We start from the raw sequence: 24,816 nt of genomic DNA on the forward strand, positions 1-24,816 counted from the left end.
GTAATTTCAATAGTCCCTGGTTGTATTGGTGTTACAGGTAAAGGAATGCATACATACCTGTATGCCAGAGGATGGAATACGCTGATATATATTTGTGAATCCTGGCTAAAACAAACTATATGCCATAAATTTGACCCCACTTGTAAATATAATTTTACTTTTATAGTATGGTTTCAGCCCAAATAGATTACTATCATTTTATGTGAACTAGTGTAAATCAAGTATAAAAAATTTGATATTATATTTATCAAAGAAAAAAGTTGATTGAAAGGCATATATGAAATAAAATATTAAGACAGGTATAAAGAATCAGATATTTAACCAAGCATCAGGAAGTTTACTTCTTTAAACTGGAACTGAATTGATGCAAGTTATAATAACTACCTTATTCAGTAGGGGCTGCAAGACCTCACTTAGTCCCTGAGTGAAGCGAGTTTACTAACAAAGGAGTCTTGATTATACTAAAATGAGAGTTAAGTTTAACCGTAGAAGGTATTATTTAAAAAACAGATCACGGTTTATAACTTTTTTAGCTGTTTTACTTATGTTCATAATATCCATTTATTTATTGGCTGAAATATTTAATCCTGCAGAAGCTGATTCATCTTTACCAGTTAAAATACCTGTGTTTACACAATCAGATACAAGTAATGAAAATGAAGGTAATAAAAAATCTAACCCTGTTGTGGTTATAGATCCGGGCCATGGCGGACGTGATCCCGGGGCAATATCACCATATAAAAATGATTTCTATGAAAAGGAAGTAACTCTTGACATAGGGTTAAGACTTAGAGAAAAGCTGGAGAAAGCAGGAATTAAAGTTGTGATGACAAGAGAAGAAGATATAGAATTAGATATTAATGTTGAGAAAGACATCCGGGCAAGATCAGTTATTGCCAATGAGGCTGGTGCTATATTTTTTATAAGTATTCATGTAAATTCTTTTGATCTTAAGGTAAATAATGGAGATACATATAATGGAACTGAAGTATACTATTTTAGCATTGGTAACGGTGGATCCGCCAATGAAGAGTATGCAAAGATAATGGGTGAAGAGATTCAGAGGGTAACTGATACAGCATACAATGGAATTAAAAAAGCAAATTATGGTGTTCTAAGAATGACCAAAATGCCTTCGCTTTTAATTGAAACAGCTTATATTACAAACAGGGAAGACCATAAGCGTTTAGAATCCGGAAAATTCAGGGAAGATATGGCTGAAGGGATTTTCAGGGGCACAGTTAGAATTTTGGAAAAAATGCAAGTGCAGTAGAAATGCGTATATAAAAATATATAATAAAGGTAATCTATATAAAATATGTGATATAATTCTATAAAAATAGGCAAAAGAGGGATACGTTATGAAATACAGAAAATTCGGGAAACTGAACTATGAAGTTTCAGCTCTTGGATTTGGTTTGATGCGTTTACCGACCTACGGAACAGATGCTCCGGCAGGCAAAGAAGCCAGTGATGTTGTTGAAGATGAAGCAATTAGAATGATCCGGTATGCTATTGACCATGGTATAAATTATATTGATACTGCCTATCCATACCATAATGGACAAAGTGAAAAAATTCTTGGCAAGGTTTTAAGGGATGGATATAGAAACAAGATAATGCTGGCAACAAAGTCCCCTGTTTGGTTATTAAAAGAAGCAAAGGATTTTAATAGGTTGCTTGATGAACAGCTTGAGAGATTGCAGACAGATTATATTGATTTTTATTTATTTCACGCTCTGTCAAAAGACAGATGGGAAGATATTATTCTTAAGATGAATATTATTGAACGGGCCGAAGCTGCAAAGAAAGCGGGAAAGATAAAACATTTAGGTTTTTCTTTCCATGATGAGTTAGATGTTTTCATTAAAATTATAGATTCATATGATAAATGGGATTTTTGCCAGATACAATTAAATTATATGGATATAGAGAATCAAGCTGGCATTGAAGGTTTGAAATATGCAGCATCCAAAGGACTTGCTGTTGTAATAATGGAACCCCTTCTTGGCGGAAAGCTGGCCAACCCTCCGGAAGATATCCGAGCAGTTTTTGACCGCAGTAATATAAAAAGATCTCCTGCTTGCTGGGGGCTACAGTGGTTATGGAATTTGCCTGAGGTCAGTGTAGTATTAAGCGGTATGAGTAATATGCAGCAGCTACAGGAAAACATAGCCTCTGCAAATAATTCTGGCATTGGAGCATTAACACAGGAAGAATTAGAAATAGTTAATACTGTAAGACAAAAATATAATGAACGGGCGGCTATCCCGTGTACCGGCTGCAGTTACTGTATGCCATGTCCTAATAATGTGAATATTCCTGAGAATTTCAGAATATATAATAAAAGCACGATTTATGGAGATATAGCTTCAGCTCGAGGGGAATATAATAACCTCATAAAAGAGGCTGAACATGCAGGCCAATGCGCACAATGTAAATTATGTGAAGAAAAATGTCCCCAGAAGATCCCCATAAGCGGCTGGATGACAAAAATAAACAGTGATTTAGGGAAATAAACAAATACCGGGGTTGGAGGTCAATATATGCTTATTATTGAATTATTAAAGGCTGTTCTGCTGGGAGTAGTGGAAGGAATAACGGAATGGCTTCCTATAAGCAGCACAGGTCATATGATTTTAGTTGATGAATTACTCCAGCTTAATGCTTCAGATGCATTTAAAGAAATGTTTTTAGTGGTTATTCAGCTGGGGGCAATACTTGCGGTTATTTTTCTATATTTTCATAAATTAAATCCCTTTTCACCAAAAAAATCCAAAATGGAAATGAAAAGTACACTGGAGCTTTGGTATAAAGTAATTGTTGGTGTTATACCTGCAGCAGTGTTAGGAGTATTATTTGATGACTGGCTGAATGATCATTTGTATAATTATAAGACTGTAGCCATTACATTAGTATTTTATGGTATTATGTTCATTGTGGCAGAGAATTGGAATAAAAATCGAAAAGCCAGAGTCAATTCAATTAACGACCTAACCTACAAAACTGCTTTATTAATAGGAGTATTTCAGGTATTATCCTTGATTCCGGGGACTTCCCGTTCAGGGGCAACCATTCTCGGGGCGATTCTTCTTGGAACATCCCGATATGTGGCTGCCGAGTATTCTTTCTTTTTAGCTATTCCCGTTATGTTCGGGGCAAGTGCATTAAAGATAGTAAAGTTCGGGTTTGATTTTACCGGTATGGAACTTGCCGTTTTGCTTACAGGCATGGTTGTGGCTTTTATTGTTTCAATTGTTGCTATTAAATTTTTATTGGGATATATTAAAAATAATGATTTTAAAGCTTTTGGATGGTACCGTATATTTTTAGGTTTACTGGTAATTGGATATTTTGTATTAATAAGATAATCATCTATTAATTATTTATACCTTCAAGGACAACCGTTAACCAAACATCAAGATGTCTCTCTCTTCTACAAGTGGAATAGATACAAACTATAGAGCGAATGAGTTTGCTGAGAAGTAAATAAGAAACTGCCGTAATTTTACAGACGGCAGTTTTTTTATTCACCCATTCCCGTTTTTGTAAATATACTGTTAAAGAGGCAGAAAAGGGGGAGATTTCTTTGAAGTACATTTTGGAATTACATAACATTGGGATGAAATATCAATCTCTCAATGGGGAAATACCAGCATTAGATAACGTTAACATGAACGTAAGTGAAGGGGAATTTGTAAGTATAGTCGGCCCAAGCGGATGTGGAAAGTCCACCCTTCTTTCAATAATCTCGGGATTATTGCCCCCTACTTCGGGAGAAGTTGTTATTGAAGGGGAGATTGTAAAAGGTCCATCCAAGAAAATAGGTTATATGCTTCAAAAAGATCATCTTTTTGATTGGAGAACAATTATGCAGAACGTTATGCTGGGATTAGAAATTCAAAAAAGAGTTTCAGCTGAGGCAAGGGAATATGCTGAACACCTGTTAAGAACCTACGGACTTATTGAGTTCCGGGATAAATATCCCAGCCAGCTTTCAGGAGGAATGAGGCAACGGGCTGCTCTTATCCGTACTTTGGTTACCAATCCTCAGATATTGCTTTTGGACGAGGCTTTTTCTGCCCTGGATTACCAGACACGTCTTGCAGTTAATGATGATATTTACTCCATTATAAAAAAGGAAAATAAAACAGCCATCATGGTTACTCATGATATTGCTGAAAGTATCAGTATGGCTGACCGGGTTATTGTACTCACCAAAAGGCCGGGTACAATTAAGAGCTGCCATACCATAAAATTTAACCTGGAAAACCGGACACCGTTGAATACCAGAAAAGTACCGGAGTTTCAGGTGTATTTTCAGCAGATATGGAAGGAGCTGGACGTACATGTTTAAGTTTAAAAAAAGGCTTTATAAAGTTTCTGCAAATAGAAATGAGACCGGGCAGATCTCAAAGGAAAGAATGGAATTTTTGAAACGGGTTAGCCGCCAAACAGCAATGGTTAGATTTACGCAATTTTTTATTTTAGTAATGGTTTTTGGCTTATGGGAAGTCTTCGCATCATTAAAAATAATTGATCCCTTTATTACCAGCCAGCCTTCGCGTGTTATTAATACTTTGATATCTCTTTATAAAGAGGGAGTCCTCTTTAAACATATATTTATTACTTGTATAGAAACAATAATAGGATTTATCCTCGGAACAGTACTCGGAACACTGGTAGCGATTATTTTATGGTGGTCAGAATTTATTTCAAAGGTATCAGAACCTTATCTGGTAATATTGAATAGTCTTCCCAAAATAGCATTAGGCCCTATCTTTATTGTCTGGATAGGAGCAGGACCTGCCGCCATCATTGTAATGACTCTTGCTATTTCATTGATTGTCACTATTCTTGAGGTACTAAATGGCTTTATTGCAATTGACAAGGAAAAGACCAAGCTTGTGCAAACCTTTGGAGGAACCAAGCTTCAGATTATGACAAAAGTAATTCTTCCTGCGTCACTTCCCACAATTATCAATGCCTTGAAAATTAATGTGGGATTATCCTGGGTAGGGGTAATAGTAGGTGAATTTCTGGTATCAAAAGCCGGATTAGGCTACTTAATTGTTTACGGTGGCCAGGTATTTAAATTGGATCTTGTCATGACCAGCGTATTAATTCTGTCTGTTGCGGCTGCACTTATGTATCAGGGGGTGGTTTATCTGGAGAAACTGCTTGTAAAAAGATATGATGATTAACTCTCACAGGAATGAAAAGAAACTAACGATGGCTAGCTATTAATTAATAATTTTTCATTAATAAAGAGAAATGGAGGGTAAGTATGAAGAGGAGAAGTTTTATTTCTTTACTTATTGTGGTGCTTTTGGGAATTTCCTTGATTTTATGCGGATGCACCAAGGAAAGTACTCCGCAGAAATTAACAAAAATACGCCTTTCAGAAGTCACTCATTCAGTTTTTTATGCACCTCAGTATGTGGCTCTGACTCAAGGCTTCTTTGAGGAAGAAGGGCTGGAGATTGAGCTGTATAACGGACAGGGCGCAGACAAAGTTATGAACGCAGTACTTACAGGTCAGGTAGAAATAGGATTTGCAGGGCCGGAAGCTAGCATATATGTCTATAACGAAGGAAGAGAGGATTACAGTGTTGTCTTTGCCCAGTTGACTAATGGAGACGGAACCTTTTTAATGGGAAGAGAACCTGATCCGGATTTCAAGTGGAGCGATGTTAAGGGTAAAACCATTATAGGCGGACGTAAAGGAGGAATGCCTGAGATAATACTTCAGTATGTTCTGAGGAAAAATGGCTTAAAACCAGGAGAAGACGTTTTTATTGATACAACTATGCAGTTTGCAGCTATGCCTGGAGCTTTCATGGGAGGACAGGGAGACTATGTGATTATCTTTGAACCCACAGCTTCGGAAATGGAAAAGGAAGGTAAGGCATATATCCTTGCGTCTTTAGGGGAATCCAGCGGAGAAGTGCCTTACACAGCCTATTTTGCAAGTAAAAAATATATAGAAAAAAATCCTGATATCATTCAGAAGTTTACTAATGCTATATACAAGGGACAGTTATGGGTAGAAAAACATACTCCTGAAGAAATTGCAAAAGCTATTAAGCCTCATTTCCCTGATACTGACGAAGAAATATTGGCAACTGTTGCGAAACGTTATAAAAACCAGAATACATGGAAAAAAGATCCCATCCTCTTAGAAAAAGACCTTGGTGTATTACAAAAGGCTCTTCAAGATGCCGGCGAGCTTGATAAACTGGCTCCCTATGAAAAGATAGTAACTACAAAATTTGCTGAAGAGGCAATTAAGAATATTAAATTGAAAGAATAAATAAGGAAATATCAAAAGGAACTGCATATATGACAGAACCAAGTGTAATGGCGTCTGTTTTTAAAGATAGACGCCATTATTTTACGTTATTCACCCGATGGTGTAATAGCTGTTGGAAATTCCTGTAGAGTAATTAAAATTTTGATATGATATACTTAATAAATTTAATAATATAAACAAAACAAAATTGATGAAAGGATGATGAACAGTGTTTTATGATTTAATAAAAACCAGAAGAAGCATTAGAAGATTCCAAAGCAGAGAGGTGGAAAAGGACAAAATAGACACAATTTTAAAAAGTGCCCTGTTATCTCCTTCTTCACGTTCCAGAAGACCCTGGGAGTTCATAGTTGTCACGGACAGGGAATTGTTACAGAAACTTTCGCAATGTAGGGAACATAGTTCATCATTTTTGGCAGGTGCGCCAATGGGCATAGTTGTTGCGGCAGATCCGGGCCTTTGTGATGTTTGGGTAGAGGATGCTTCAATAGCTTCAATAATAATCCAGTTATCTGCTCATTCACTGGGGCTAGGTTCGTGCTGGATACAGGTCAGGGAAAGATACTATGACAATAATACAAAAGCTGGGGATTATATTAAAAAAGTTTTAAATATACCTGAGCAATATGAGGTTGAATGCATGATAGCAATTGGTTATCCTGCTGAAGAGAAAAGGCTTTATTCTGAAGAGGATTTACTATATAACAAGTTGCATTATAACTATTTTTAAACTAACTGATTGAATACTGATTCTTTCAAAAAGACATACTATTTCCAGGATTAAATCTTTTTATAGGACTTAAAACTGGAGGCAAACAATATGAATGAAAATACCGAACTGCTAAACTATATTTACCAAAACTCCCAGATGGGTGTCCATACAATTGGTCAACTGATAGACATTACTGAAGATGAAGAATTCAAAAAACATTTAGAGTCTCAGTATAAGGAATATAAAGAAATCCATGATGCTGCTCGTGAATTGCTTAATAAACATGGATATGATGAAAAAGGAATAGGTACATTTGATAAGATTAAAACTTATCTGATGATCAATATGCAGACCCTGACTGATAAATCTACATCACACATTGCTGAAATGCTTATAATCGGGAGCAATATGGGGGTAATTAATGCTGTTAAGAATATAAAAAAATATCAGAATGCTGAACCGGACATAATTAATCTTATGAAAAGACTGCTTGAGTTTGAAGAAAATAATATACAGCAGTTAAAAGAATTTCTTGCGTAAACTTTAGTAATACAGAAAGAGTGTGGAAGAGTGGCAGAGGGGTGCGGATAAGATGAGGCCTCTCTGCCACATAACTTATTCTTGGGACATTTTATACTTTCCTATTACCAAAGCTACAGCATAGAAAGCTAAAGCAAAACCAAGCTGCACAAGCATATTTGAAAAAACAGGCTTAAGATGTAAGAAGTCAAACTTAGTTAATTCCGCAATGCGGTTGTTTGCGTCAACATACCAATAGGTTGGCGTAAAGCTGGCTATTTTAAGAACTGTATCATCCAAAAATTCCTGAGGTACGAAAACTCCGCTGATAAAGCTTGTTCCAAGAGTAACAACATTACTGATTGCAGGCACTGCTCCACGGCTTTTTAATAAGTTGCCGATCAAGAAGCTTATACTTGAGCTGCAGATGGCGAAAATAAAGGAGTTAATAATGAAGTAGACTGTGTTTATATTAAAGCTGCCCTTAAAGTTAAGAAGGATACAGAATGTAATAATTATAGCCCATGAAATAAATGTAAACAATAGAGTTGCAAGTATAAATTGTAAATTAACACTTTTTGTACTCAAAGGTGAGCAGGCATTTCTACTTTTTAAATCATGATTATTGATAACCAGCATCAGATAGCTCATACCCAATATAAGAACAGATAGCAGTGTATAGGACAGGTAATTAAAAAAGTAATGTATATTAGTGCTTTTTTCAATATCAATGCCGCTTGTTTGCATTTCAATGGCAGTACCCATGGCCAAATCAACCTGGAGATACCGGACTAGGGCTTCCTCCGAAATGTTATCCATGTGCTTTATATAAAGACTTGCGGTATTGAGGTATTTATTAATTGTCAAATCAATATAAGTGTTGTCAATGGAGTTGGGTATGGTTATTTTCTCTAATTGTACATTTTCTCCATTCATGAACTTTTCGGTGAAACCTTCGGGTATACGAAGAATATATGAAACTGTCCTGAAAAACAAAGCATCCTGAAGTGCTTCAGTTTCATCCGGTATATCTATAAAATTTGAGACTTTTTCCAGTTCATTTTTAAGACCTTCTACTAACGGACTGCTGTCTTCACTGATAAAAGCAATATTGCTCTTTGCAGGAGTAAAGCTGCTGATTTTATTTTGTTCACTTGCAGTCGATGAAGATATTATCAGTGATATTCCAATAAATATAATCAGGTAAATTACCATAGAAGGTATATTCTTTTTCAATATTTTCAAACAAAGTTTAAAGACTTGCATATTTCCTCCTCCTTATAATTAAATAAGTCCCCAGGCAAAATAAGAAGGTAATAATAGTGAGGATTCCCATGTTAAGAATATACCTGAATAAAGTGTCATAGTAGTAAAGGCTGTAGAAGGCATCTGTAAGCAGGTTAACAGGGTTCAGGTATGAAAGGAGTGGCGCTTTCCGGGCAATAGTATATTTAATACTATGCTGCATCATCCCTGCCAAAAAGGAACAGGTCATGCTTATACCAATCAAAACAGCCACTTTAACATTTTCAGACTTTTTGACTATGGCACTTATTACCGTACCAAAGGAAACACCGGCAATAGAACCTAAAAATGTAGTTAATAGAACTAAATTGGTTTTTTGACCGAAGTCAACCTTGAGGACAAAGTATAAATATGCCAGTAATATAAGCATTTCTGTAAAATGCACCAGTAATGATACGCCCATACTGTATATAAATGTCTTTAATTTGTGTACAGGTGCAATATTTATTCTTGCCGCAAGCGGTGAAATATCAGCCTGAATACGTGCTACTTCCTGCATTCCCCAGAATCCTCCATAAAAACATGCCATAGCAATTAAAGAATAAAAATATGTGAGTACAATATCAGGTTCTGCGCTTGAGGCTGAAATTTCTTTAATAAACTGAGTATATTCCCCCTGAGTACCCAGGTCTTTTATAATATCCTGTTGTTTTGCCGTATCTGCAGTGTTATTCTTAATTAATGTGTTAACAGTGGACAGGGTTTGAATATAATAGTCAATAAATGACTTTATTATATTCTGGTCAAAGCCTGACTTGTTAACTACCAGTTTTATAGGCGATTCAACAATTATATATCCGGCAATTTTATTGTCGTTTAGCATTTTTTCAGCTTCACTTTTGGTGACTATATTAAGGTTGAACAATCTGTCATTGCCTTTTGACACCTGTTCCAAAGCCAGCCTGAAAGATTGGTCCTTCTGATAATTGATATCATCTACAACGGCTATATCTATAGCTTTAAAGGCTTCACTGCTGTTAATATTTGAGAGAGCCATATTAAAAAGTGTAGCCAGTATTATTGGAAACATAAGTGTCCAGAACAATGTTACCCGGTCACGCAAGAGACATTTAAGTTTATATATGATTATATGGGTAACCATTTTAATAATCCTCCTTAATCTCTTAATTCTTTTCCTGTAATCTCAAGGAATACATCATTCAGGGTCGGCAGCTCAGAGTATATTTTACCAAATTGTATTTTTTCGCTTTTTATAAACTCCAGAACATTTTCCAGGTTATTTTTGCCTTTGCTTGATTTGATTTCAATCATATCTTCTTTATAATCAACAGAGACAATGTTAGGTAATTTACGAAGTTTATCCAGTTGTTCCCGTGAAACTCCATAGGTTTCTACAGTTATTTTTTCTCCAAGGGTGATCATTGATTTAAGCTCTTCTTTAGTTCCGGTTGCGATTGCCTTGCCTTTATCTATGATCATGATTCTGCTGCAAATACGCTCTACCTCTTCCATGTAATGGGAAGTATATACTATTGTAGCTCCTTGCCGGTTCAGCTCAAGGATTCCCTCTAAAATTTTGTTCCGGCTCTGAGGATCTACTGCAACGGTTGGTTCATCCATAATAATCAGTTTTGGTTTATGGGCAATACCACAAGCTATATTAAGTCTTCTAAGCAGTCCCCCGCTAAGCTTTTTTGGATAGAATTTTTTAAAATCACCTAGCCCTACAAAATCAATGGCTTCATCAACAAGCTTCTTTTTTAAATTTCTGTCCTTAACATACAATCCGCAAAAATAGTCTATATTCTCGTATACAGTTAGCTCATCATATACTGCAACATTTTGCATGACAATTCCAATGTCACGTTTTATATGGTAAGCATCCGGTTTCATTGGTTGATTGAATATTTCTACTTCTCCTTTGTCGTATTTAAGCAACGAAAGTATACAATTAATTGCTGTTGTTTTTCCTGAGCCGTTTGGACCAAGCAAACCGAAGATTTCCCCTTCTTTAACAGACAGGGAAAGGTGATCTAACGCAATTAGGTCGCCGTACCTTTTGACAAGATTGTTTACTTTAATTACCATCCCAAATACCTCCGATAAATATCTGAATTTATTCGATTACTTTTAGCGAACGCTTATCCTTGGAAGATTAAATTATTATATTATTCTTAAATAATAATGTTATCTCTTATATATAATGGTAATATGATTGGATAAATTTTTTAAGTGCCGTCAGTCACTTCCTGATATGACAAATGTCACAAGAAAAGGAGTTAGGTTTGGATTATTCACATATTTATGAGGATGAATACTTTGCTTACTTTAGGAGTTCCAGATCACCTGAAACGGTTTTGACTTTAATGCTATTTTTAGAACTAACTACTGTTCCCTCTAAGGAGTTCTTCTTAACGGTTCCTTTTACAGAAATCGGAAAGTCGCTGCTGACCTCTCCAGAGGTTGAAGTGAAAGAAAGATGGAACTCAGATCCCTCAGGGAGCTTTATTTTTGAATCCCCGGAGGTTGTTTCAATATTAACACCTTGCCAGATAACAATTTCCTATAATAAACAGCTTCTGTTTATTATATTAAATCTCTTTTTTATCTTCCGTGGATAAATTATCCAGTGACCAGCCCAGGATACTTAAAAAATCATTCTTGGTCATGTCATACTATCATTCTTTACAATTAGAATAAATACGTTACAAGCAATGGGTACATAATTAAAAGTAAAGAAAGGTTGCAAGGGAATATGTACAATAAGTGCTACTGCCATTGACACAATTATACCATAAATATACAATAGGTTTAATTATCTAGCTTCAAATTGGAAAGAGGTGGAGATTTGAAGAGCTCAAGAGATCTGTACATTAAGAGAAAAGACACATATAACCGGCTGATTGAAAAGCAAACAAAGGCTTCTAACTGCTTAAGCAACCTACGGCTTTTTACTATTGCTGCAGGCATTGCTGCAGCAGTATTCCTATATATAAAACATTATTACATTTTACTGGCAGCTACTGTTATGGTTACGCTGATTTTATTTTTATATTTGATAGTTATACATGAAAAACTCACAAAAAATATAGAGTATGCTACTCTCATATTGAAAATTAATGAAGATTCTATAAAACGCTGTGATGGAAAATGGAATACATACCAGGATGATGGCAGTGAATTCAAAGATGAAAATCATTATTTTTCTTTCGACCTTGATATTTTCGGAGAAAATTCTCTTTTCCAGTGGATAAATACCGCTAAGACTTATACCGGACGTAATATTTTGGCGCGGCTTTTAACACAGCATCCAGACAATCTGGCAGATATTGTGAAAAGACAAAAAGCTGTAAAAGGGTTGGCCGGAAAGATTGGCTGGAGACAACGGTTTTTAGCAGAAGGGCTTGTGTCTGCTAAGGGCATGCATAACCCGGAAGACCTGATTGCATGGGTAAATAATGGTGATCCTTACTTTAAAAAGACCTGCATTGTATTCCTGACAAGGCTTCTGCCTGCAATTACAGTGTTTTCATTATTGCTTGCATCAATAGGCAGTATATCTTATTACATACCGGTTACCGGGTTGATTATACAATTTATATTATTATTTATAAAAAGAAGAGAGCGCGAAGAAATTTACCGGTTAGCAAAAAAATATAAAGAAGACATAAGCGTTTACTATCATATGATTAAAATGATTGAAAGACAAAAATTCAGTGCTGAATATTTAAATGAACTTAAGGAAAGTATGCGTAATAAGGAAGGACAGACTGCCTGGCAACAGGTAAACAAGCTTTTTAAAATAGTTGATTCCCTGGAGGACCGCAATAATTTTTTCTATTTCATTTTTAATACACTATTTCTTTGGGATTATCAAAATTTAATTGCATTAGAGAAATGGAAGGGAAATTCAGGGATGTTCTTAAAAAACTGGATCGATGCAATTGGAAATGTTGAGTCTTTAGCAAGTTTGTCGATTATTGGATTTGACAATCCTGAATGGGCTATGCCGGAGCTTATATCTTCCCAGGAGTGTATTTTCGAAGCCGAAAGTTTGGGGCATCCTCTTATTACACATCAAAGAGTAAATAATAATCTGAAAATTTTGCCGCCAGTTCATACACTTTTGATTACAGGTTCAAACATGTCTGGCAAAAGCACTCTTTTGAGGGCTGCAGGAATCAACCTGGCACTTGCATATGCAGGAGCACCTGTTTGTGCTCAATATTTTCGTGTTTCTTTGATGAAAATTTATACATGTATGCGAATCAATGACAATTTGAGTAAAAATATATCTTCTTTTTATGCAGAACTGTTACGTATAAAAACAATTGTTCTTAAAGCATCAGAAGGAGAACCGGTATTTTTCCTGCTGGATGAGATTTTTAAAGGCACAAATTCAAGAGACAGGCATTTTGGGGCAAAAGTTCTGATAAAGAAGCTTTGCGCTACAAGATCCATCGGAATGGTATCCACTGATGATCTTGAACTATGCATTCTGGAAAAAGAAAACAGAGCAGTGAGAAATTATCATTTTCAGGAGTATTATAAGGACGGGAAGATCTGTTTTGACTACAAGCTTCGCCCTGGTGCCTCCACTACTCAAAATGCAATATATTTGATGAAATTAGCAGGAATTGACGTAGATGAGGAGAATAAATAGGGAACAAGAGGCCTCTTAATTCCTGGTTTAACTCCGGGCGAAGCGGGTTTGCTTTAAACTACTGGAAAAAGTATGCGTGACATATAGATTATTAGAGATAGAGTAATAGTACATGCAATAGTTGAGATTAATACCACCTGGGAAGCAAACTCAGGACAGTTATCGTATTCCACTGCAATTAAAGCTGTATTAACAGCGGTAGGTACTGATGCTGATACCAGAAAAGCCTGGGCAATAACTCCCTTGAGCGAAAGTGCATAGATAATAAACAATGCAAATAAAGGCCCCCCAATTAAACGAAACAGAACCGACAGAATAACCTCTGGCTTTATAGAATAAAATTTAGTTCGGGCAATTTGAATACCCAGAATTAAAAGAGCAGTAGGGACAAGAGCATTTCTTAAATGTACTAATGCCGGCCAGACAGGCAATTTTGTCATATCAAAAGGAAAGAGTTTTAATATTAAAGCCATAGATATTACATATATGGCAGGCATGTGCAATATTTTGCGGACTGATTCCTGCCATTTCATACTGGCGGATCCTGCGTTGTAAAAACCCAGTGTATTTGTCAGAATATTTTGAACCACCAGTACCATTATCTGTGAAGTTAATGCAAGATTAAGATAAGGAGTTTCACCGTCAACAATATAAGGTTTATTGCTGAAAATTAAGGTTATCAGCGGTATTCCAATGTTTCCGCTGTTATAAAAAATGATTGAATTAATGAAGGCATTTTTCATCTTTTTATCGAAATGACGGAAATGAGATATGACAGAGGCAGATGTGTAATTCAGTATCATCAGAATTAATGCAGCTACCAGAACTTTCAGCATATCAAGGGGAATGGGAGTACTATACAGGTATACGAAGGTAAAAGAAGGAACCAGGACATAAAAATTTATTTTGGTCAATGTTCCGATATCCATAGAGAATTTTTTTGCAAGTATAAAACCCAAACCAACCAGTAAAAAAATAGGTAGAATATTATTTGTAAATATATGTAACATTATTTCCATATGTTATCCGCCCCATTTTTTAAGACATTAATGCCATATTTTTTTATGATAACATAATATAGTGATATTGCAAGTAGCCTGATAAATGTGTTTGTGCTGACATGAAAAATATGGTAAAATAAAGCAAACTCGCTTCGCTCGGGGATTCACTGGAGGTCTTGCAATCTCCCACTGAACAAGGTTGTTATTATAATTTGCATCAATTCAGCTCCTGCATATAGAAGCGAGCGACTTCTTGATACTTGGTTAAAATATTGATGTATTGATGGGATTAAACCTATATGATTAATTATGCAAATTTAATCTATAAAATAATAATATTTTTTTGTTGTATTGCTGTTTTTATCTGCCAGGCTGATTTTAATATAAGTGTAACAACAGTACTTATGGCAACAATTTTCAGCGGATTTCTGGGTTACTTTGAAGGAGTTATACTTAGAATCGGATTATCATTGGGATTTATAATATTATGCTGCTTTGTTCCCGAGTTGACAATTTTTCTACCTCTGATTGTTTATGATGTATTTCTATGTGAATATCAATATATTTTAATCTTAGGGATAATTCCCTTAGCGGTTTTTTCCCAAAATGTTTCTTTGCAGCATTTTTCTATTGTATTGATTTTACTGGTACTTTGTTTATTAATCAAATACCTTGCAAAAATGGGATTTGACTTACAAATCAGATTTAACCAACTCCGGGATGAAACCCGGGAGATGTCTATTCGGCTTAAAAAACAAAACAGAGACCTGATAGAAAAACAGGATAACGAGATTTATTTAGCTGCAATAAATGAGCGAAACCGGATAGCGCGGGAAATCCATGATAATGTTGGACATTTGCTTTCAAGTGCTATTTTGCAGTCTGCCGCCCTTCTAACTATAAATAAAGATGAAAAAGTAAAAGAACATCTGAATACTTTGAATGAGACCTTGTCCCAGGCTATGAACAGTATAAGAAACAGTGTCCATGAATTGTATGATGAATCAATTGATTTGAATGCAAGAATTGAAGAACTGATCAGAAAATTTGATTTTTGTGAATTGACCTATGAATATGATATAAGCAGCAATCCGGGCAGATCCCTGAAATATGCTTTTATTTCCATTGTAAAAGAGGCTTTATCCAATATAATGAAACATTCCAATGCAACCCATGTATATATTACATTCCGAGAACATCCCGGATTTTATCAGCTCATCATAAAAGATAACGGCATTGTAAAAAGATGGAGCAGGGATGAGGGATTGGGAATTAATAACATGATTGAAAGAGTGGAATCATTTAAAGGTAATATAAATATTAAGACGGAAAATGGTTTTGAGATATTTATCTCTATTCCTAAGGAGGTATAAAAAACGTGAGAGTGTTGGTTGTGGATGATGATAAACTGGTAACTGCATCACTAAAGACCATATTGGAGGCAGATAATGATATTGAAGTAGTTGGAACAGGAAATAGCGGAAAACAGGCAGTTGATATGTATTTTGCTTTAAAACCTGATGTATTGCTGATGGATATCAGAATGAACGGTATGACGGGAATAGAGGCTGCCGAAACTATAATTGATAGGGATAATAAAGCTAGAATACTTTTTCTGACAACTTTTTCGGATGATGAGTATATAGTGAAAGCTTTTCGTATAGGCGCTAAAGGATATATTCTAAAGCAGAATTTTGAAAGTATAAATTCATCGGTAAAAGCGGTTTATATGGGACAAAGAGTATTTGGTGATGAAATTATTACAAAAATACCCATACTGCTAAATGACAGTGCCGAAAAAGATACAGGTAAATCCAGAATGAATAATTTTAATTTAAGCCAAAGAGAAATTGAGATAATCACACAAGTAGCAAACGGATTATCAAACAGGGAGATTTCTGAAATGCTTTTCTTAAGTGAAGGAACTGTACGAAACTATATAAGTGCCATACTGGAAAAGCTTAACTTAAGGGACAGAACCCAGCTGGCAATTTTTTATTACAAAAATTTATAACCATTGAACTATTGTAGTTAAAAATTTAACAAAAAAGATTGACAAAAATTTATCAATATGCTAATATGATATTGAACAGGATAGTACAACTGTTAATCGTACATCTAAGTGTGTCCTGCTAATTTTCACTATAACAAGAGTAATTGGGGAAGCACCCTAATGAAATTGATGATATAGATCATATAGATCAAAATATTATTGAATGACGGACCACAAGATTGACAACAGAGCAGACAACAAAACGTACAACAAGCGGACAGCAAAAGGATGGATAAAATAAAGACAACAAGATTAACTACTGGATCGACAGTAAAACAGACAGAATGAGAGACATAATGATGGACAAAATGCATAAAATTAATAGCACAACTAATTGTTGCTCCTGTTGTGCAAATAATTTTAAATTATTTGCACAACAGGAGCTTTCTTTTTGAATAGGCCATAAATTCAAATATTACCAACTTGTTTTATATTTTTGCTTTATATTTCAAATGGAACTTTTTAATTTCACATAAGTCTATATTCATATACGCGTATACCGAAATAACATTTTAGGCTGAAGGAGAGTTGATATGAAGTTGGTTTTTAACAAGATTTTTTTTAAAAAGATTATTCCTGCAGTTATATTAATTATTGCCATAACAGTTTCTGCGGCAGGAATGATAACGGGGTGTGCAGCCAGGGATAATCAAAAAGAAACAGGAACCAATATAGAGGATTCAACAGATAATTCATCGGAAAAACAAAATACTATTGAAAATAATGATAATGAACAAGATGATAAAGAAAATAAAATAATGGAAGAGTATAGGGGTTTGTTTTCAGGCAATTTTTCAATAAAGGAAATTGTAGAATTTATAGATAAAAATATTTCTCTTGTTTCGGATGAAAATGCAACTTTAATGGTTGATGAATTTGAGAAAATGCAGAAAGAATACCTGTCTGAACTGGAAGAGAAATATAATAATGCTACAATACAAGAAGAGTTGGGCAAAAAATATTTATCTGATTTTGACATTAGTAAAATAAACAAGATTGATGGCATTGAAAATGTTGGGTTAAGAGAGTTGTTAACTGAAACATTGGAAAGCGGGTATAAAGTAGAGACAGCAGAAGGGATGTTCTTTCCTGTCATAAACTATGAGTTTTATAAAAAATACAGTGATTATGTAACTTCCGACATCAAGGAATACATTGATATAATGGCGATTGAATCCAGTAATCCTCCTGCAAAGGATGCAGCTCTTGTAATTAGTTGGGAAGAAATACTGAACCGGGCATTAACCCAGGAGAAGTTCATAATCAAAAATGAAAGCTCAATAAGAATTCAGGATATAAAAAACTTATATAATAAATATATGACATTTACCTTATTTGGCTTAAATAACACACCTTTGTTCACCTATGATACAAAGGCCATGGATCCTGAAGCAAAAGAAGTTTATTTAAGGGCAGTAGAAAAGGTAGAAGAAAGCAATTTCTTAAAAACATTAAAGGAGTATGTGGAATTACTAAAGAAGAATAATTATAAGTTAACTGATGAAGTTGAACAGTTCAGGAAAGGTATTCTGTAGAAAAAGAGAATTGGGATGAATGTAATAAGCCAGGTCTGGAATAATTGAACCAGCCTGGCTTATTATAATTCGCAGAAGCAGTACAATAGCGGAAAAATAATATCAAAAACTGATAGTAAAAAATAATATCTAAAAAATTCAACTAAAAAAACTTGATTAAAATCAAGTTTTTTTAGTTGAAAATAGGCTAACCTATAATCAATAAGAGATACTAAGAATTAATAAAAGTAAATTAAAAAAGTTGAATTAATAATTAATAAAGAAATAGGGAGTGAAAAAACATGGCAAGAGCAGAATTTCAGTTAGAACCTTTGACCTGTCCGTCCTGTGCTAAAAAAATTGAAACTGTTTTGAGTAATACAAAAGGAATTGAATCAGCAAAAGTATTATTTAGCTCAAGTAAGGTGAAAGCAGAATTTGATGAATCGCAGATTGATGTAGAACAAATAAAGAAAACAATAGATAACTTAGGTTTTGAAGTATTATCCTCAAAAATGTCCTGATCAGTTTTTAGTTATTTTATTTGAGAGGTGGTTTAGAAGTTATCTTACAAAGATTTTTCTTTCGGATAATTTCTGAACCTTTTTTTTAATCAATGTTATTTTCTATAAATAATTATGATTATTTTTAAAAGCTTCGGAGGAATAAACAATGCGAAAGATATTATTTGTATTAGAGCAGTTAGAATGCCCCAGCTGTTATAAAAGGATAGAAGATTGTCTTGGTAAACAAAGCGGTATTATTTCAGTAACAGTATTACCTGCTCTTGGCAGAATAAGAACGGAATATGATGAAACAGAAATAAACGAAGAACAACTGGAAAGTCTTATATATAATTTGGGATATGTAATAGAAGCTAAGAAAAAGCTTGAAAATGGAGAATTAAGGGTTTTAAAGCGTGAGAGTTAAAAGTCAGAGGAGAATTAAGGATAGAATTACGGTGTAAGAAATAATAAGCAGGAGATCAAAACTGTAAGCTGAATTATAAAAGGATGTGATATAAAATGTTAAAATATATTAATAAACATAAAAATCATATTACTTTATTTTCAGGAATATTCATTGCTGCAGGTTTTGCGCTTTCCTTTACAGGTAATATATATTTGAAAGATATTTTTTTAATAATAGCAACAATAGCTGCCGGAACACCTATTGCAATAAAAGCCTTCCAGGCCCTTCGCATGAGGGCATTCAGCATTGAGTTATTGGTAACTATAGCAGTAATCGGGGCTTTGTATCTTCGTGAGTATACCGAGTCTTCCGTAGTAGGTTTTCTCTTTTTGTTCGGAGATTATCTTGAAGCCCGCACGCTGGAAAAAACGCGTTCTTCGCTTAAAACATTAATAGATATGGCTCCGCAGGAAGCAATAGTTATTCGAGAAGGTCAAACAATAACTATTCCTGTTGAAGAAGTAGTAAAAGGTGATAGGGTAATTATCAAAGCAGGCGGAAAGGTACCTGTGGATGGTAAAATAGTATCGGGTAGGGCTTTATTGAATGAAGCCGCTGTTACAGGCGAATCTGTGCCTGTTTCAAAAAGTGTTGATGATAAAGTTTTTAGTGGTACAATTGTAGATAACGGTTATATAGAAATTATCGCTGAAAAAGTTGGGGATGACACTACTTTTGCCAGAATAATTGAACTTGTGGAAGAAGCACAGGAATCTAAAACAAAAACTGAAAAATTCCTGGATAAATTTGCAAATATCTATACACCGTCGATTGTTGTATTGTCAATCCTGGTATATATTATTACGAGAAATCTCCATATTGCAATTACTTTTCTTGTGGTTGCCTGCCCTGGCGCCCTGGTAATAGGTGCTCCTGTATCTAATGTGGCTGGAATAGGAAATGGCGCAAGAAATGGTGTTCTAATTAAGGGCGGGGAAGTTATGGACAGATTATCCAGGGTTACTGCAGTTGTATTTGATAAAACCGGTACTTTAACAAAAGGAAAGCCTGAAGTTACTGAAATAAAAGTTTTTAATAATATGAATGGAATTAGTATAGACCCAAATGAGTTGTTAAGGTTGGCTGCTGAAGTTGAAACAATTTCTGAACATCATTTAGGCCATACAATTGTTAAAGAAGCAGAGGCAAGGAATTTAAACATCAAAGGTGAAGTGACGGAGGGGGAAATAATTAAGGGTAATGGTATTCGTGGAAAAGTCGGCAGCCATGTTATAACTATTGGAAACCGGAAGATGATGAATACTGAAAAAATAGCCATTCCGGATGAAGTGTCAGATTATGCGGTAAAGCAGGAGAAAGTAGGTAATACTGCAATATTTACAGCCATAGACGGAAAGGTTGCAGGAATAATATCAATAGCCGACCAAATCCGGGAAGATGCCAATTTAGCTTTGTCAGAATTGAGGAGAAACGGTGTTAAAAGAATTATCATGCTCACAGGAGATAACAGGCACACTGCTGAACTAGTTGCAAAACAACTTGGCTTATATGAATTCCATGCAGAATTATTGCCTGAAGATAAAGTGGAGTTTATAAAGGAATTGAAGAAAGAAGGGCATGTAGTGGCAATGGCGGGAGATGGAATAAATGATGCTCCTGCAATTGCTACAGCTGATATAGGTCTGGCCATGGGTGAAGGGGGTACGGATGTATCAATGGAGACTGCCGATGTAGTACTTATGGCCGATAAATTAATACAATTTTCCCATGCGTACTCTCTTTCAAAAGCTACCATAAGAAACATGAAACAGAATACATTTTTTGCCGTGGCAATTGTATTTATACTGCTGGCGGGAGTATTATCAGAGAATGTCCACCTGGCGTCAGGTATGTTTATTCACGAAGCCAGTGTATTGGCGGTAATACTGAATGCCATGCGGTTAATAGGATTTAACAGCAAGGGCAGAAAGGGGAGGAATACAGTTGCATAAATCATGTATAACTCTGGTACCAATATTTAACCATTTGGAAGCTGAACAAATGGATGAGATTATGAAAACGGTAAAATCACGCTCCTTTAAAAGAGGAGAACTGATTTATAGGGCCGGGGATCATTCAGATTCACTTTATATAGTAAACAGTGGAAAAATAAAGATTTACCGCCTCTCTGAATCAGGAAAGGAACAATTAGTACGTATTCTTAATCCGGGGGATTTTACGGGAGAATTGGCTTTGTTTAGTCAATCGGTTCATGAATCATATGCAGAAGCTATGGAGGACACCAAGATATGTATTATTACCCGTTCTGACTTGCAGGAATTTTTAATGAAATATCCCTCTATTTCATTGAAATTTCTTGCCGAATTTTCCAGGAGACTTGAAAAATCGGAAAAACAAACAGCCAGAGTTTCTACTGAAAAGGTTGAAACCCGGTTGGCTCTTTTTTTGGCTGAATGTGTTACCAGCAGTGAAGGTCCGATGGAATTTGTATTGCCAATGAGCAGAAAAGATCTTGCTTCTTATCTGGGTACCACTCCCGAAACTATAAGCAGGAAACTGGCTGAATTTGAGGACGCAGGATATATCAAACAAAAAAAAGGCAGGAAAATTGAAATTTTAGATTTAGACGGAATGTTGCTTGTTTAATAGTTAGCTGAATTTTGAAGAATGCTTCACTAAGAAGCAATAAGACAGCTACAATATTAAGCGAAACTAATACTAAATGAAAAACCAGCTACTATATAAAAAAGTAGCTGTTAAAAAACTTGCCAGGTAAGGATAAGATGATGTGTAACCAAATATATAATAATAAAAGTATCAAGAAAAAAGACAAAGCCAGGAATTTAATTAATGAGAGCCACAGGATTTTTAAATGCCCTGTATGCAGTTCTCCAATGTTTGTTAATGATTCTTATAGCCTGATATGTAAATCCAGGCATTGTTTTGATATATCAAAGAAAGGATATTTGAATTTATTAACTTCTATTAATTCAACTGTATATTCTAAAGAACTGTTTGAAGCAAGACATAAGGTTTGTGCGGCAGGCTTTTATGACCCGTTGATAAATATGCTTTCTGAAGCGGTTATAAATTACAAAAACTTGAATCATAAAGAACATATAAACATTCTGGATGCAGGATGTGGTGAAGGGTCACATATATGCGGTATTTTTAAAATAGTGCAGAGTGCGCAGAGAAAACAAAGCCAAAATATTCCGGAGATTGAAAGGTCTAAAAACATTTTTTTGGGTGTGGACATTTCCAAAGAAAGCATTAATATGGCAGCAGGAAATGATTCTGATATTATCTGGTGTGTCGCAGATTTAGCTAAACTACCCTTTCGGGACAAGTGCATTGATGTGTTGTTAAATATACTTTCCCCTGCTAATTATGGTGAATTCTACAGGATACTTAATGATGACGGGATTATTGTTAAAGTTGTTCCAGGACCTGAGTATCTTAGGGAGATTAGAGAAACAATTTATGATAAGAACGCCACTTATTCAAACAGCAGAGTAATTAAACATTTTAGGGAAAAACTGGATATAATAGATATACAAAATGTTAAATACAGATTCTATGTCAACGAAGAACTGCTTGAGCATTTTATTAAAATGACACCGTTAACCTGGGGAAAGAGTTCTGAAGATTTAAATGAAGTATTTAAAAAAGACATATCTCATATAACAGTAGATTTGGATGTAATATTTGGCAGTAAGAAAAATTGTATTTATAGTATTAAGACCAGCTAAAATCTTCAGAGGGAGTAAATACTCCCTCTGAAGCGTGGTTAATGACTTTATGAACTCTGTTTATCTTGGTAAAAGCCTAAGTTCCATCCAGTCAAAAGCTATCCAGTCATTGGGACCGGCAGTGGAAGTATTTTCTATTACTATACTATTGTTTCTTCTTATATTGGCAATATCGAAAGTCAGATCCCTCCAATTACTGAAAATGCCCCCTGCAGGTGTTCCGTGCTCAAGAGGTAATCTTCCATTATGCACCACGTTGCCGTTAACTGTAATTCTTGCAGAATAACGGTTAACCGGAACATTTGAATGATCATCTAAAACGGCACGTATTACTAATTGGGTTCTAAGATTTCCGGGGACGAACAGAAATGCAGGAGAATCGAAAGTCCAAACTCCCCGGTTCCCGGTATATAGGATATCGGCATTTCTGCTGGGATTTCCGTAGTTGGGGTATCCCGATAATTCTTTGAAAAGGACAATATTGGCTCTTACCGGGTTGTTGCTTAGTATGGGCGGTGGATCCCCGGCAGAGAGAGCTGCAGGATTTATATCATCCCCATAATCATCATTATAAATTCCAAATGGAACTTGCATTGGATTATATTGGGGCATAGGGATTAGCTGCTGATGGTATTGTTGTACTGGGCGAACGGGCGCCTGGTGTGTAAACATAATATTTGGATATTGGGGTCCAAATGGCCAATTTGTATAGGGCGATAACATAAATTCACCTCCTGATAGCATTATATACCTATAATATTCAGGATTATTGATTTATGTTACCTTATAAAAAATGTTCATAGCTCTTTATATCAAACACTTTGAACAATATCATTAATAATTAACTGGTAATGTTTATACTGTAAACTTGTTTTCTTTCTTTAAAGTATCTGTGGAATTTTGTCCATAAGCTGACTTGTATAGGCATTGGGATTTACAGTTTTTATGTTAACAACGCTTTTCCAAAATAGTTTAAGGCATAATTCTTTTCTCCAATGACAAAAGCTGTTTCTTAATATCAAGCCCTCCACCGTATCCAACCAAGGAACCGTCTGAACCAATAACACGGTGACAGGGTATTATTATTGCTATGGGGTTTCTGTTATTTGCCATACCGACAGCACGGCATGCTTTAGGTTTTCCAATCATCATGGCAATCTGCTTATAACTTCTTGTCTCACCATAAGGAATTGTCATGAGAGCATTCCATACAAGCTTTTGGAAGGGAGTGCCCATAGCTTGTATAGGAACATCAAAAACACGTCTTTTACCTGCAAAATATTCATTAAGCTGTTGAGCGGCACGACTGATTAATTCAGTAGGGCGGCATTCCCCAAATTCTTCTGTTATTCCGAAATTTACAGAGATAATGGCTTCATTGTTGCTTGCAATGGTTATTTTTCCTATGTCGGTATCATAAATATAATATGAAACGTCTGCCAGGCTGCTGTGATTTATTGAAGCTAATGATTTTTTACTTATCATAAATCCATCTCCTTAAAATATTACTGACATAGAAAATAAAATTGTATATGATTATACTCTCCTAAAAATGCCATCCATATTTTTTCTAAAGATAAGTATTAAGTATATTATATCATGAATATGTGAAAATTCATGATAAAAGGCTATATTATCGTTTGTGTCAAGTACTAGTGGGCAAATTTTTCATTTTTCCTTGTAGTAAGAATATGCCAGTACTTTTTTACCTGGTTTGATCTTACTTACCGCATTTATTCCACGGTTCCCTTGACAACGAGCCTCTATCGGCATGTATCCAGGCATCACTGGCACCACCCATCCTGAGCAAGCAGAAGAGCGTTGGAGTATGGGTGATGCCCGGTTAAGTAGCCTAACATGCCGCATACTCATTGTCAAGGGACTTTCGCGGCATAAATGCTACCTTACCTATATACCATTTCACTGAATACTTTAAGATCAAACATACTACGGATTGCTTTCCTACTATTTGTAGCCTTACAGTTTGAAAATGGTATTTGTCCTCGGTGTATTGGATATAATGATTTCTTAACTGCTTTCTTTACTGTCGCCTGGGTATTGCTAATAGTTTCTACAAAACGCTCTGTAAG

At 35.2% G+C, this 24,816-nt stretch carries 24 protein-coding genes; 17 read left to right on the forward strand and 7 right to left on the reverse strand.

The window, feature by feature from the left end; all coding sequences use genetic code 11:
* Window positions 1-466 precede the first annotated feature (466 nt).
* The 8 genes from GXX20_02765 (at window position 467) to GXX20_02800 (ending at window position 7,565) form a co-directional block, all read left to right on the forward strand.
* On the forward strand, window positions 467-1,273 hold the full coding sequence (locus tag GXX20_02765) for an N-acetylmuramoyl-L-alanine amidase (GenBank protein HHW30587.1): 807 nt from the start codon (window positions 467-469) through the stop codon (window positions 1,271-1,273).
* A gap of 88 nt (window positions 1,274-1,361) precedes the next feature.
* Window positions 1,362-2,519, forward strand: coding sequence for an aldo/keto reductase (locus GXX20_02770; GenBank protein HHW30588.1), 1,158 nt, complete (start codon window positions 1,362-1,364; stop codon window positions 2,517-2,519).
* Window positions 2,520-2,552: 33 nt separating this feature from the next.
* Window positions 2,553-3,371, forward strand: coding sequence for an undecaprenyl-diphosphate phosphatase (locus tag GXX20_02775; protein HHW30589.1), 819 nt, complete (start codon window positions 2,553-2,555; stop codon window positions 3,369-3,371).
* A 218-nt stretch (window positions 3,372-3,589) separates the two neighbouring features.
* Complete coding sequence (locus GXX20_02780; protein ID HHW30590.1) at window positions 3,590-4,357, forward strand: ABC transporter ATP-binding protein; 768 nt, start codon at window positions 3,590-3,592, stop codon at window positions 4,355-4,357.
* 67 nt (window positions 4,358-4,424) lie between these two features.
* Window positions 4,425-5,204 carry an ABC transporter permease gene (locus GXX20_02785; GenBank protein ID HHW30591.1) on the forward strand — a complete coding sequence of 260 codons (780 nt, stop codon included), beginning with the start codon at window positions 4,425-4,427 and terminating at the stop codon, window positions 5,202-5,204.
* A gap of 83 nt (window positions 5,205-5,287) precedes the next feature.
* Window positions 5,288-6,313: an ABC transporter substrate-binding protein gene (locus GXX20_02790; protein ID HHW30592.1), complete on the forward strand. Its 1,026-nt coding sequence runs from the start codon at window positions 5,288-5,290 to the stop codon at window positions 6,311-6,313.
* Window positions 6,314-6,521: 208 nt separating this feature from the next.
* Complete coding sequence (locus GXX20_02795; protein ID HHW30593.1) at window positions 6,522-7,043, forward strand: NAD(P)H nitroreductase; 522 nt, start codon at window positions 6,522-6,524, stop codon at window positions 7,041-7,043.
* A gap of 90 nt (window positions 7,044-7,133) precedes the next feature.
* Entirely contained in the window at window positions 7,134-7,565 is a 432-nt protein-coding gene (locus GXX20_02800) for a hypothetical protein (protein HHW30594.1), read from the forward strand.
* Between the two features lie 75 nt (window positions 7,566-7,640).
* On the opposite strand, the gene GXX20_02805 is transcribed toward GXX20_02800, so the two are convergent.
* From GXX20_02805 to GXX20_02820, 4 genes are all read right to left on the reverse strand, one after another.
* The gene (locus GXX20_02805; protein HHW30595.1) at window positions 7,641-8,810 is read right to left on the reverse strand and encodes an ABC transporter permease; all 1,170 of its coding nucleotides are present in this window, start codon (window positions 8,808-8,810) and stop codon (window positions 7,641-7,643) included.
* The gene (locus GXX20_02810) at window positions 8,797-9,951 is read right to left on the reverse strand and encodes an ABC transporter permease (GenBank protein HHW30596.1); all 1,155 of its coding nucleotides are present in this window, start codon (window positions 9,949-9,951) and stop codon (window positions 8,797-8,799) included. Before GXX20_02810 ends, GXX20_02805 begins: the two co-directional genes overlap by 14 nt.
* A gap of 14 nt (window positions 9,952-9,965) precedes the next feature.
* On the reverse strand, window positions 9,966-10,898 hold the full coding sequence (locus tag GXX20_02815) for an ABC transporter ATP-binding protein (protein HHW30597.1): 933 nt from the start codon (window positions 10,896-10,898) through the stop codon (window positions 9,966-9,968).
* A 235-nt stretch (window positions 10,899-11,133) separates the two neighbouring features.
* A complete protein-coding gene (locus GXX20_02820; protein ID HHW30598.1) occupies window positions 11,134-11,370 on the reverse strand; it encodes a DUF4097 domain-containing protein in 237 nt (78 codons plus the stop codon).
* 288 nt (window positions 11,371-11,658) lie between these two features.
* Between GXX20_02820 and GXX20_02825 the strand changes: the two genes are divergently transcribed.
* Window positions 11,659-13,473, forward strand: a complete 1,815-nt coding sequence (locus GXX20_02825; protein HHW30599.1) for a DNA mismatch repair protein MutS — start codon at window positions 11,659-11,661, stop codon at window positions 13,471-13,473.
* A 53-nt stretch (window positions 13,474-13,526) separates the two neighbouring features.
* Here GXX20_02825 and GXX20_02830 read toward each other — a convergent pair whose 3' ends face one another.
* Complete coding sequence (locus GXX20_02830) at window positions 13,527-14,492, reverse strand: AEC family transporter (GenBank protein HHW30600.1); 966 nt, start codon at window positions 14,490-14,492, stop codon at window positions 13,527-13,529.
* Between the two features lie 716 nt (window positions 14,493-15,208).
* On the opposite strand from GXX20_02830, the gene GXX20_02835 reads away from it, so the two are divergent.
* The 8 genes from GXX20_02835 (at window position 15,209) to GXX20_02870 (ending at window position 22,726) form a co-directional block, all read left to right on the forward strand.
* A complete protein-coding gene (locus GXX20_02835; protein HHW30601.1) occupies window positions 15,209-15,847 on the forward strand; it encodes a two-component sensor histidine kinase in 639 nt (212 codons plus the stop codon).
* A gap of 5 nt (window positions 15,848-15,852) precedes the next feature.
* Entirely contained in the window at window positions 15,853-16,488 is a 636-nt protein-coding gene (locus GXX20_02840) for a response regulator transcription factor (GenBank protein ID HHW30602.1), read from the forward strand.
* Between the two features lie 572 nt (window positions 16,489-17,060).
* Complete coding sequence (locus GXX20_02845) at window positions 17,061-18,062, forward strand: hypothetical protein (protein ID HHW30603.1); 1,002 nt, start codon at window positions 17,061-17,063, stop codon at window positions 18,060-18,062.
* Between the two features lie 281 nt (window positions 18,063-18,343).
* Window positions 18,344-18,565, forward strand: coding sequence for a heavy-metal-associated domain-containing protein (locus GXX20_02850; protein ID HHW30604.1), 222 nt, complete (start codon window positions 18,344-18,346; stop codon window positions 18,563-18,565).
* A 148-nt stretch (window positions 18,566-18,713) separates the two neighbouring features.
* A complete protein-coding gene (locus GXX20_02855; protein ID HHW30605.1) occupies window positions 18,714-18,971 on the forward strand; it encodes a heavy-metal-associated domain-containing protein in 258 nt (85 codons plus the stop codon).
* Window positions 18,972-19,066: 95 nt separating this feature from the next.
* Window positions 19,067-20,965, forward strand: a complete 1,899-nt coding sequence (locus GXX20_02860; protein ID HHW30606.1) for a cation-translocating P-type ATPase — start codon at window positions 19,067-19,069, stop codon at window positions 20,963-20,965.
* 49 nt (window positions 20,966-21,014) lie between these two features.
* Window positions 21,015-21,620: a Crp/Fnr family transcriptional regulator gene (locus GXX20_02865; GenBank protein HHW30607.1), complete on the forward strand. Its 606-nt coding sequence runs from the start codon at window positions 21,015-21,017 to the stop codon at window positions 21,618-21,620.
* A 140-nt stretch (window positions 21,621-21,760) separates the two neighbouring features.
* A complete protein-coding gene (locus tag GXX20_02870) occupies window positions 21,761-22,726 on the forward strand; it encodes a methyltransferase domain-containing protein (protein ID HHW30608.1) in 966 nt (321 codons plus the stop codon).
* Between the two features lie 60 nt (window positions 22,727-22,786).
* Here GXX20_02870 and GXX20_02875 read toward each other — a convergent pair whose 3' ends face one another.
* Together GXX20_02875 and GXX20_02880 are read right to left on the reverse strand one after the other, a co-directional pair.
* Window positions 22,787-23,449 carry a hypothetical protein gene (locus GXX20_02875; GenBank protein HHW30609.1) on the reverse strand — a complete coding sequence of 221 codons (663 nt, stop codon included), beginning with the start codon at window positions 23,447-23,449 and terminating at the stop codon, window positions 22,787-22,789.
* A gap of 249 nt (window positions 23,450-23,698) precedes the next feature.
* The gene (locus GXX20_02880) at window positions 23,699-24,211 is read right to left on the reverse strand and encodes a methylated-DNA--[protein]-cysteine S-methyltransferase (protein HHW30610.1); all 513 of its coding nucleotides are present in this window, start codon (window positions 24,209-24,211) and stop codon (window positions 23,699-23,701) included.
* Between the last annotated feature and the right edge of the window lie 605 nt (window positions 24,212-24,816).

It is taken from the genome of Clostridiaceae bacterium (assembly GCA_012840395.1).
Classification (GTDB): Bacteria; Bacillota; Clostridia; order Acetivibrionales; family DULL01; genus DULL01.

Excerpts from the sequence above, each read along its gene's own strand:
- GXX20_02770 (HHW30588.1), top strand. The coding sequence starts at position 1,362 with ATGAAATACAGAAAATTCGGGAAACTGAACTATGAAGTTTCAGCTCTT.
- GXX20_02860 (HHW30606.1), top strand. The coding sequence starts at position 19,067 with ATGTTAAAATATATTAATAAACATAAAAATCATATTACTTTATTTTCA.
- GXX20_02845 (HHW30603.1), top strand. The coding sequence starts at position 17,061 with ATGAAGTTGGTTTTTAACAAGATTTTTTTTAAAAAGATTATTCCTGCA.
- GXX20_02815 (HHW30597.1), bottom strand. The coding sequence starts at position 10,898 with ATGGTAATTAAAGTAAACAATCTTGTCAAAAGGTACGGCGACCTAATT.
- GXX20_02830 (HHW30600.1), bottom strand. The coding sequence starts at position 14,492 with ATGGAAATAATGTTACATATATTTACAAATAATATTCTACCTATTTTT.
- GXX20_02865 (HHW30607.1), top strand. The coding sequence starts at position 21,015 with ATGGATGAGATTATGAAAACGGTAAAATCACGCTCCTTTAAAAGAGGA.
- GXX20_02855 (HHW30605.1), top strand. The coding sequence starts at position 18,714 with ATGCGAAAGATATTATTTGTATTAGAGCAGTTAGAATGCCCCAGCTGT.
- GXX20_02850 (HHW30604.1), top strand. The coding sequence starts at position 18,344 with ATGGCAAGAGCAGAATTTCAGTTAGAACCTTTGACCTGTCCGTCCTGT.
- GXX20_02790 (HHW30592.1), top strand. The coding sequence starts at position 5,288 with ATGAAGAGGAGAAGTTTTATTTCTTTACTTATTGTGGTGCTTTTGGGA.
- GXX20_02765 (HHW30587.1), top strand. The coding sequence starts at position 467 with ATGAGAGTTAAGTTTAACCGTAGAAGGTATTATTTAAAAAACAGATCA.
- GXX20_02835 (HHW30601.1), top strand. The coding sequence starts at position 15,209 with ATGTCTATTCGGCTTAAAAAACAAAACAGAGACCTGATAGAAAAACAG.
- GXX20_02800 (HHW30594.1), top strand. The coding sequence starts at position 7,134 with ATGAATGAAAATACCGAACTGCTAAACTATATTTACCAAAACTCCCAG.
- GXX20_02785 (HHW30591.1), top strand. The coding sequence starts at position 4,425 with ATGGAATTTTTGAAACGGGTTAGCCGCCAAACAGCAATGGTTAGATTT.
- GXX20_02875 (HHW30609.1), bottom strand. The coding sequence starts at position 23,449 with ATGTTATCGCCCTATACAAATTGGCCATTTGGACCCCAATATCCAAAT.
- GXX20_02805 (HHW30595.1), bottom strand. The coding sequence starts at position 8,810 with ATGCAAGTCTTTAAACTTTGTTTGAAAATATTGAAAAAGAATATACCT.
- GXX20_02810 (HHW30596.1), bottom strand. The coding sequence starts at position 9,951 with ATGGTTACCCATATAATCATATATAAACTTAAATGTCTCTTGCGTGAC.
- GXX20_02880 (HHW30610.1), bottom strand. The coding sequence starts at position 24,211 with ATGATAAGTAAAAAATCATTAGCTTCAATAAATCACAGCAGCCTGGCA.
- GXX20_02870 (HHW30608.1), top strand. The coding sequence starts at position 21,761 with ATGTGTAACCAAATATATAATAATAAAAGTATCAAGAAAAAAGACAAA.